Genomic DNA, 7,349 nt, shown 5'->3' with positions numbered 1-7,349 from the left:
GCACTACGCTCGGCCTGAACTGGCTCAGAAGTACCTCAAGGCTTTCGATCTAGGGCTTACCTCTGCGAAAGGCCTGTTTGCAAAGCGGCGCATGGGAAAGTCCGAATTCCTCGAGAAGGACCTCATCCCCGCTGCACAGAATGCCGGCTACCTCACGACGTACTTGAATCTCTGGGACGCGCGGACGCAGCCTACCGGAGCGCTCGTCGCCGCCTTGCAGCGCACGCTCGAGCTCAAGGGCTTCGCGAAAGTCGCCCAGCGCCTGAACACCCCGCTTCGAAAGGTGAAAGCTGGCGCGAAGGTGCCTGGCCTAGGCGAAGGGTCGGTCGAAGCCGAGCTCGCAGATGCGCCGTCAGCCGGCGGTCCGGCACTGGGCGAGTGGCTCAGGACCTTCGACAAGCGCGGAAAGCGCATGCTCCTGGTTCTGGACGAGGCACAGGTCTTGGCGGATGCGGCTCACTCGGAACTTGCTCATTCGTTGCGCGCTGGCCTCGACAGCCGCAAGCAGAACATCAAGGTGGTGTTTGCAGGGAGCTCGGAGCCGACGCTGCGCCGCATGTTCGGCCGGTCCACCGAGCCCTTCTACAACTGGGCGCCCCTGGAGCCGTTCGAGCTTCTCGGCGAGGACTTCGTCAAAGCCTTGGTGGCTAAGGTCAACAAGCTCTCGCGCTTCAGCCTCAAGCAGGCGGAGGCGTTGGAGGCATTCCATGCTCTCAAGGACACGCCAGAGTTTTTCAGACGCTACCTCGAGCGCTTCATGACCAATGCGGACCTGGGCGGAGGCGCCGCCCTCGAGCACACGCTAGAACATGTGTTCAACGACAGGGAGTTTGCGCAGACCTGGGCCCGGTTGCTGCCGGCGGACCAGGAGGTCCTGAAGGCGCTCGCCAATGATGTCACCGACCTCCACTCGGCGAGAACCTTGCTGCGCATCGGAATGGCGCTTGGCCTTGAAAGGGCCGTCTCCAAGAACGCACCTGCGCAGGCGCTGAAACGCCTTCAAGATCAGGAGCTCATCACGCGGCTCGAGGTTGGCGAATATCGGTTCCAGGACGACGCGTTTGCCGAATGGGTGAAGAACCGCGGCCTCGACGGTTAGCGTGACGTGCGCCAACGCGGTCCTTGGCTACAGTCACCGACGGCCCAGTTGCCGCGCCACGAGCCAGCTGCGACGGGCAGAATCCGGCCATAAGCGGACTCTGACCGCCGGCTCTCGTTTGTAAGCCGGCTGAAAAGTGTCGTGACAGGCTTGGAAGGAAGCGGCCTTCCTCTACTGCACGACATCGATGTGCGTGATGGTCGGCTTTCCGTTCACTATCTCGGCGCTGAACCGCACCTTGTCGCCAGCCTTGAGCTTCTCCAGGGTGCTCGGGGCGGAAACATTGAAGGCCATGGTCATCGCGGGCATGCCGAGGTTGGGAAGGTCACCGTGCTTGAGCACGACTTCGCCGCGCTCTTTGTCCACCCGCCGCACTTCGCCCTCGGTCAGGGGCAGCGCAGCGGCCGATTCGCCTTATTGGGCCACGGTGGGCGCGGTCATCGCGCCGGACCTCGTTTGAGCATGAGCGACCGCCAATGCGATGAACGGCAAGGTGATGAGGATGCTTCGGAACTTCGTCATGTGTGGGTACCTTTCATTCGTTTTGGGATGAGCGCCGGGCTGAACCTGCCGGCTCGATTGGCGCGTCGTGGCCCTGGCGGATATCGCGTGTGGCAGTTCGGCGTCGAATGACCAAGTACCAGGCGGCCGGAATGACGAGCAAGCTGAGCAAGGGAGCCGTCACCATGCCACCCACCATGGGAGCAGCAATTCGGGTCATCACTTCGGAGCCGGTTCCGCTTCCCCACATGATGGGCAGCAAGCCCGCCATGACAACCGCCACCGTCATCGCCTTTGGGCGAACGCGCAGCACCGCTCCCTCGCGGATGGCGGCAAGCAAGGTTTCGTTGTTCATCGGCGCTCCAGCTTCGATACGACGTGCAAGGGAGTTCTTGAGGTAGATGAGCATCACGACGCCGAACTCGGCGGCGACCCCAGCGAGCGCGATGAATCCGACCGCGGTGGCGACCGAGATGGAATGTCCCAACGCCCAAACCAGCCAGAAGCCGCCAACGAGCGAGAACGGGACCGCAGCCATGACCAGTGCAGCATCAGTGACGGACCTGAACAGCATGCACAACAGCACGAAGATGACTGCCAAGGTGGCAGGCACGACGAGCTTGAGCCGTTCGGTAGCTCGCTCAAGGTACTCGAACTGCCCGGACCATGAAACGGCGTAGCCGACGGGCATGGCCACCGACTTGGCCACTGCCGCCTGCATGTCATTGACCGCCGACCTCAGGTCCCGGCCTCGGACATCCACGTAGACCCAGCCGGACAAGCGCGCGTTTTCGCTTCGCAGCATTGCCGGGCCTTCCTGGATGGTCACCTTTGCCACGTCCTGCAGGAGCAGCTGTGCCCCCTTGTCGGTCACGAACGGAAGTTCTCTCAGCCGCTGCAGCGAATCGCGAATCTCCCGCGGATATCGTACGTTGATGGGATAGCGTTCTCGCCCCTGGACGACCTCACCGACGTTGTCGCCGCCGACGGCGGTCGAGACGATGGACTGAACATCGGCCACGGAAAGACCATAACGCGCGGCTGCGAGCCGGTCCACGTCGACGTCGATGTACCGGCCACCGGTCAGGCGCTCGGCCAGTGCCGACGAAACACCTTGAACGCCCCTGACTGTTGCTTCAATCTGCGTTGTAAGCTTGTCGATGGTGGCCAGGTCGGCGCCCGCGACCTTGATGCCGACAGGGCTCTTGATGCCGGTTGCCAACATATCGATGCGGTTGCGGATGGGCGGCACCCAGACATTGGTCAGGCCCGGCACCTTCACGACGCGGTCCAGCTCTTCAACGAGCTTGTCGGGCGTCATCCCAGCACGCCACTGTTCGCGCGGCTTGAACTGGATGGTCGTCTCGAACATCTCGAGCGGAGCCGGGTCCGTGGCGGTGTCGGCACGACCGGCCTTGCCGAAGACCCGTTCAACCTCAGGCACCGTCTTGATGAGTCGATCCGTCTGCTGAAGGAGCTCGGAGGCCTTGGAAATCGACGGCCCAGGGAGGGCCGATGGCATGTAGAGCAGGTCGCCCTCGTCCATCGGCGGCATGAATTCACCGCCAAGGCGCATGACGGGGATGGCTGTCAGCGCCATGAGCACCGCGGCGACGGCGAGCGTGGTCTTCGGAAACCGGAGCACCGCTTCCAGTGCAGGGCGGTATGCCGCCACAAGGAAGCGATTCACCGGGTTTGACGCCTCGTGAGGGATGCGCCCGCGGATGAGGTAGCCCATCAGCACAGGAACCAGCGTCACGGACAGGCCTGCAGCCGCAGCCATTGCATAGGTCTTCGTGAACGCCAGCGGCGAGAAAAGCCGTCCCTCTTGAGCTTCGAGGGAGAACACGGGCACGAAGGAAAGCGCGATGATGAGAAGCGAAAAGAACAAGGCTGGCCCGACCTCGATAGATGCTGAGCTGGCCAACTTCCATCGTTCAGCAGACGTTGGGGTCCTGCCGTGCGTCGCCTCGAACGCCTCCAAATGCTTGTGGGTGTTCTCCACCATCACGATGGCTGCGTCGACCATGGCGCCGATACTGATGGCGATGCCCCCGAGCGACATGATGTTGGCATTAACGCCTTGCCACTGCATGACGATGAACGCGGTGAGCACGCCAATCGGGAGTGCGACCACCGCCACCAACGCAGAGCGGAGATGAAACAGGAAGATAGCGCACACCACCGCCACGACCACGAACTCCTCCAGCAGTTTGAAGCGGAGATTCTCGACGGCGCGGTCGATGAGCAGCGACCGGTCATAGGTCGGAACAATCTCGACGCCATCGGGCAGGCTTGACTTGAGCATCTCGAGCTTCGCCTTGACGGCCTGGATGGTCGTGCGTGCATTCTTGCCCGAGCGCATGACCACGACGCCACCTGCGACTTCCCCTTCGCCGTTGAGTTCGGCGATGCCGCGGCGCATTTCCGGACCCACCTGTAGCGTGGCCACGTCGCGCAGGAGAACAGGGGTCGCGCCCGAAACCGCGAGCGGAATGGCGCGGAAGTCGTTCAGCGACTTCAGGTAGCCGCGCGAGCGCACCATGTACTCTGCCTCTGCAAGCTCCACGACCGAGCCGCCTGAGGCCTGGTTCGCCTTCTGCAGGGCCGCCACGACCATTTCCTGGGTGACACCAAGGCCTCGCATGCGGTCAGGGTCGAGCACCACCTGGTACTGCCGCACCATGCCGCCGATGCTCGCGACCTCGGCGACGTCGGGGACGGTCTTCAGCTCGAACTTCAGGAACCAATCGTTGAGCGCGCGGAGCTGCCCGATGTCTTGCCTGCTCGAGCGGTCAACCAGCGCGTATTCGTAAACCCATCCGACGCCGGTCGCGTCGGGCCCCAGCGATGCGTTGGCGCCCGGGGGCAACTTGCTCTGCACCTGATTGAGGTATTCGACGACCCGCGAGCGGGCCCAGTACGGGTCCGCCTTGTCGTCAAAGAGCACATAGACGAACGAGTCCCCGAAGAACGAGTAACCGCGGACCGTCTTGGCGCCCGGCACGCTGAGCATGGTTGTCGTCAGCGGGTACGTCACCAGGTCCTCCACAACCTGAGGGGCCTTGCCCGGGAAGGGCGTCCGGATGATAACCTGTACGTCCGAAAGGTCTGGCAAGGCGTCCACCGGAATGCGCGTCGCCGACCAGACGCCAGCAGCCACCAGAAACAGCGTGGCGATGAGCACAAGGAGTCGATTGCCAATCGACCACCGGATGAGCGCGGCAATCATTGCTTCGTGCCCGGTTGCACGCGCTGCACCGAGAGGAGCTCATAGCCCATGGGCCCGCCCTCCTTGAACTCGAATCGGACGGTGTCGCCGGGCTTCACCTCCGCGAACGCGTTGGGGTCAGGCTTTGAGAAGCCCATCGTCATCGCTGGCCACTTGAGTGTCGCAACGGGGCCGTGGGAAATCGTGATGCCATCCGGCTCGACGCTCTCGACCTTGCCTTCGGCTACGTGGGTTGCCGACGCCTTGCCCGCCGGCAACGATGCGGCGGATGCGGGCGACGTGCCAGACGCCGTCATGCTTCCCAGCACCGAGCGCAGCCGAGCCTCGGAATCGATAAGAAACTGACCGCTCGCGACGACCTGGTCGCCTTCCTTCAATCCTTGGATGACCTCGATGTCGTCACCGAGGTCCAACCCGAGCGATAGATCATGCGGCTCGAACGCGCCGGTATCGTTGCGGACGATGACCACCGCGCGCTTGCCGGTACGAATCACCGCCTCGGCTGGTACGACAAGCCGGGTGCTCGTCGGTCCTGCCACCTGCAGGCGCAACAACATCCCCGGCGTGAGCTTGCCTTCCTTGTTGTCGACTTCGAAGCGCGCCTTCAGCGTGCGCGTGTTCGAGCTGATCTCTGGAAGTATTTCCTTAAGCTCGCCCTCGAAGCTTTGAGAGGCATCTGCTTGCAGCACCGCCTTGACCTTCTGGCCGCGGGTCAAGCGCACCGCTTGAGCTTCCGGCACCTCGGCCACGGCCCATACCTTTTCAAGCCCGGCGATGCGAAACAGCGTCATGCCGGGTGTGATAGCAACGCCCTCGCGGACGCCGAGCTCAGCCACTACCCCGCTTGCCGGTGCGCTCAGGGTGAATCGCGTCTGTGCCGTCCCCGTCTCCTCGCTCCGGCGGATGAGGTCTTCCGGAATCGACATGGCGCGCATCCGCTCGCGCGCTGCTGCTACGAGGTCGGGCGCGACGCCGGCCCGTTTGAGCGCAAGCAACTCGTTCTGCGGACCGAGCCAGTCCGGCGCGAAGATGGTCGCCAAGGCTTGACCTTTGCGCACGCGCTCCATCGGAGCACGCACAGCCAGGCGCTCGACGTACCCCGCGACCCGCGTCTGAACCGCCACGGTCAGTCGCTCGTCAAATTGAACCGTGCCGACGGCGTCGAACGAGGTCGAGGCCTTGGCAAGTCGCACTGTGGCAAAGCGGATGCCCAAGTTCTGCTGCACCGTGGGACTTACTTTGACGCCAGATGCGCTGGGGTCACTGTCGGCGTAGACCGGCACGAGCTGCATATCCATGAAAGGCGACTTGCCCGGCTTGTCGAAGCGTGGGCCTGGGACCATCGGGTCGTGCCAGTAGAGGACCTTGCGCCCATCAGGTGACGATGTGCCATCGCCGGCGCTCGCTTGGGTGGTCATACCGTCATTACTGGTGTGGCGTCCCAGGAGGAAGCTGCCGCCGGCGAGGACTGCGCTGCCGACAACGAGAAGCGCGGCGAGGTGAGTGCGTTTCATTGGCCGGCTCCTTGCGCGAGAGGTTTCAGTGCAAGCTGTGCTTGGGTTTTGGCCAGGTCGCGTTGAAGCGTGAGGAGCTTCCGTTGCGCTTCCACTTCTGCGTGCCTTGCCTCGAAGAGCGTCATGAGCGTGCCCTGGTTCGAACGATATGCGGCGGTGGCGACGGCGGTCCGCTGCGCGGCAGGGGCCACGACACCGGGGCTGTACCGCTCGATGCGTTCGCGCAAGCGCTGGACGTCGCTGGCGAGCGCACGATATTCGGCGGTAGCCGTGCGCGTGGCTTCTGCAAGTTCGGCCTCGGCCTTGTCGGCCAAGGCGAGCTTCGCTGCGGTTTCGCGGTCCTGCCGCTCGGACGGGGCCACCTGAAGCGGAATGCTCACGCCGAAAGTCGCCATGTCCGAGTAGCCGGTGCGTTGCCCATACGAGACCTCCCAGGTCCAGTTTGGCTTGCGCTCCGAGGCCGCGACCGCAGCCGCTCGCGTGGCCACATCGATGTCGAACTGCTTTTCCAGAACCGCTGGATGGCCTGCGATGTAGGCCTGCTCCGTCGGCAGGGGAACCGCGGCTATGGGCGCCAACTCGTCGGCGGTGGTTCCAACCCAACGCTGGAGCGCCACCTGAGCCGAACTTTTTAGCTGTCGAGCTTCGGCCGACTCGTCCTCCGCCAAGCCACGCGCGCCAGTGAGGGCGAGCACCTCCTGGCCGCTTCCCGTTGACGAAACCAGGCGGGCACGTGCCACCTCGAACTCTTCATGGGCGTGATGCTCCGTGAGCGTCGTCAACTTCAGCGCCTCGCCGGCGTAGTAGGCGTCGAGGTAGGCGAGCGCGGTGTTCAGCCGCGTTTCGGCGACAGCGCTGCGCGCCTGCAGTCCCTCGCGCGCGACCACGGCCTCGGCCGAGGCTTGGCGAGCAGTTCGCTTCTCGCTCGACAGCCATTCCTGGCTGATGCCGATGCGCTTCATCGTCATGGGGTCGCGCGTGGTGCTGAAGCGGTCAGCCCCCC

Annotated in this window: 5 protein-coding genes; 1 reads left to right on the top strand and 4 read right to left on the bottom strand. The window is 63.9% G+C overall.

What is annotated here, in order from left to right; all coding sequences use genetic code 11:
• Positions 1-163: 163 nt before the first annotated feature.
• Positions 164-1,099: an ATP-binding protein gene (locus AC1DY5_RS34930; protein ID WP_478118981.1), complete on the top strand. Its 936-nt coding sequence runs from the start codon at positions 164-166 to the stop codon at positions 1,097-1,099.
• 171 nt (positions 1,100-1,270) lie between these two features.
• On the opposite strand, the gene AC1DY5_RS34925 is transcribed toward AC1DY5_RS34930, so the two are convergent.
• The 4 genes from AC1DY5_RS34925 to AC1DY5_RS34910 form a co-directional block, all read right to left on the bottom strand.
• Positions 1,271-1,474 carry a copper-binding protein gene (locus AC1DY5_RS34925; protein ID WP_478118979.1) on the bottom strand — a complete coding sequence of 68 codons (204 nt, stop codon included), beginning with the start codon at positions 1,472-1,474 and terminating at the stop codon, positions 1,271-1,273.
• A 160-nt stretch (positions 1,475-1,634) separates the two neighbouring features.
• Positions 1,635-4,832: an efflux RND transporter permease subunit gene (locus AC1DY5_RS34920; RefSeq protein WP_478118977.1), complete on the bottom strand. Its 3,198-nt coding sequence runs from the start codon at positions 4,830-4,832 to the stop codon at positions 1,635-1,637.
• Positions 4,829-6,346, bottom strand: coding sequence for an efflux RND transporter periplasmic adaptor subunit (locus AC1DY5_RS34915; RefSeq protein ID WP_478118976.1), 1,518 nt, complete (start codon positions 6,344-6,346; stop codon positions 4,829-4,831). Before AC1DY5_RS34915 ends, AC1DY5_RS34920 begins: the two co-directional genes overlap by 4 nt.
• On the bottom strand, positions 6,343-7,349 hold a 1,007-nt coding region (locus tag AC1DY5_RS34910; protein WP_478118974.1), incomplete at its 5' end, for a TolC family protein. The genes AC1DY5_RS34915 and AC1DY5_RS34910, both read right to left, overlap by 4 nt.

The organism is Variovorax sp. P4_D9, from assembly GCF_056401695.1.
This window is presented reverse-complemented; position numbering and strand designations above follow the sequence as displayed.